Source organism: Leptothoe sp. LEGE 181152 (assembly GCF_032906605.1).
Lineage (GTDB): Bacteria > Cyanobacteriota > Cyanobacteriia > Phormidesmidales > Phormidesmidaceae > Leptothoe > Leptothoe turfae.
On record NZ_JASATU010000033.1, the window covers coordinates 1 to 1,275 of the forward strand.

Below are 1,275 nucleotides of genomic sequence, written 5' to 3' on the forward strand. Positions count from 1 at the left end.
TGTAGTGCCCCCCAAAATTAGGACAGGACTGAGAGAGCGTAAGCTAGAGTCCAATCGGGGGAAGGAATATGGCCAGCAAGCCAAGAAACTACAGTAGCGAATTTAAGGCAAAAGTGGTGCTGGAGATCGTCAGCGGCCAACGGAGTGTGAGCGAAGCCAGTCGAGCCCATAAAGTCCATACGTCAGTGATCAATCGTTGGCGTAATGAATTTCTTAAACAAGCGCATTTAGCGTTTGGAGGCAAAGGAGGAGGAAATGAATCAGCCGAACGAATAGCAGAATTGGAACGAATGGTGGGTCGGTTAACGATGGAGTTAGCGGTGGCAAAAAAAGCTTCAGACATGTGGAATCTGAGCGGAAACGAACCATGATAGAGCAGTTGAAAGGCGAGTATCCAATCCAGGTTATCTGTGATGTCATTGGCTACAGTCGGAGTCGTTATTACTATCGGTCAACATCAGACAAACAAACGCAAGAAGAGGAACTAAAAAAAGCGATCATTGATGTGGCGGGACGGTATCCCACCTATGGGTATCGACGGATTACTAAACAATTACAGCGAGAGGGATGGCGTGTTAATCACAAACGTATCAGCCGATTAATGAGAGAATTGGGACTACTGGAAAAGCGACGAATACGACGGAAACGAACAACTAATAGTGTGCATGGCTATAAGCGATATCCCAACCTAGTCAAAGGGCTGTTAGTAGAGCGTCCAGAGCAAGTGTGGGTTGGCGATATCACGTATATTAGATTGAAGGACGAATTTGTCTATTTAGCCGTGTTAATGGATGTATTTACCCGCAGTATTCGAGGCTGGCACTTGGATAGAACGATGGAGAAACAGTTAACGATAACAGCTTTGGAGAAAGGACTGAACCAGTATATTCCAGAGATTCACCATTCAGACCAAGGTGTGCAATATGCCGCCAATGCGTATGTTCAGATATTGGAGGAGAATGAGATAGCGATTAGTATGGCAGGCGTGGGTAAGGCCTATGAGAATGGTTATGCTGAACGGCTCATGAGAACAATAAAAGAAGAGGAGGTTGACTTGTCGGACTATCGCAATTTTAATGAAGTGTATGAGAGAATAGAAGAGTTTTTAGACGAGGTGTATATGAAGAAAAGAATTCACTCTTCTTTGAGCTATTTGACACCCAGCGAATTTGAGGAAAAGTGGAGGAAGGAATTGTAGGATGTCTCAGATTGATACATGTCAGTCTAGACTTGCTATCATCTGATTTTACTGTCCAAATTCAGGGGTTCACTTCA

General features: G+C 44.3%; 1 protein-coding gene. It reads left to right on the top strand.

Annotation, left to right across the window (positions count from 1 at the left end; translation table 11 throughout):
- Nucleotides 1-68 precede the first annotated feature (68 nt).
- Nucleotides 69-1,198 (top strand): IS3 family transposase gene (locus QGP82_RS19420; protein ID WP_499060725.1). Its coding sequence is split into 2 segments (ribosomal slippage): nt 69-342 and nt 342-1,198, totalling 1,131 coding nucleotides; the frame shifts between segments, so codons are not numbered across the junction.
- The last annotated feature ends 77 nt before the right edge of the window (nt 1,199-1,275 follow it).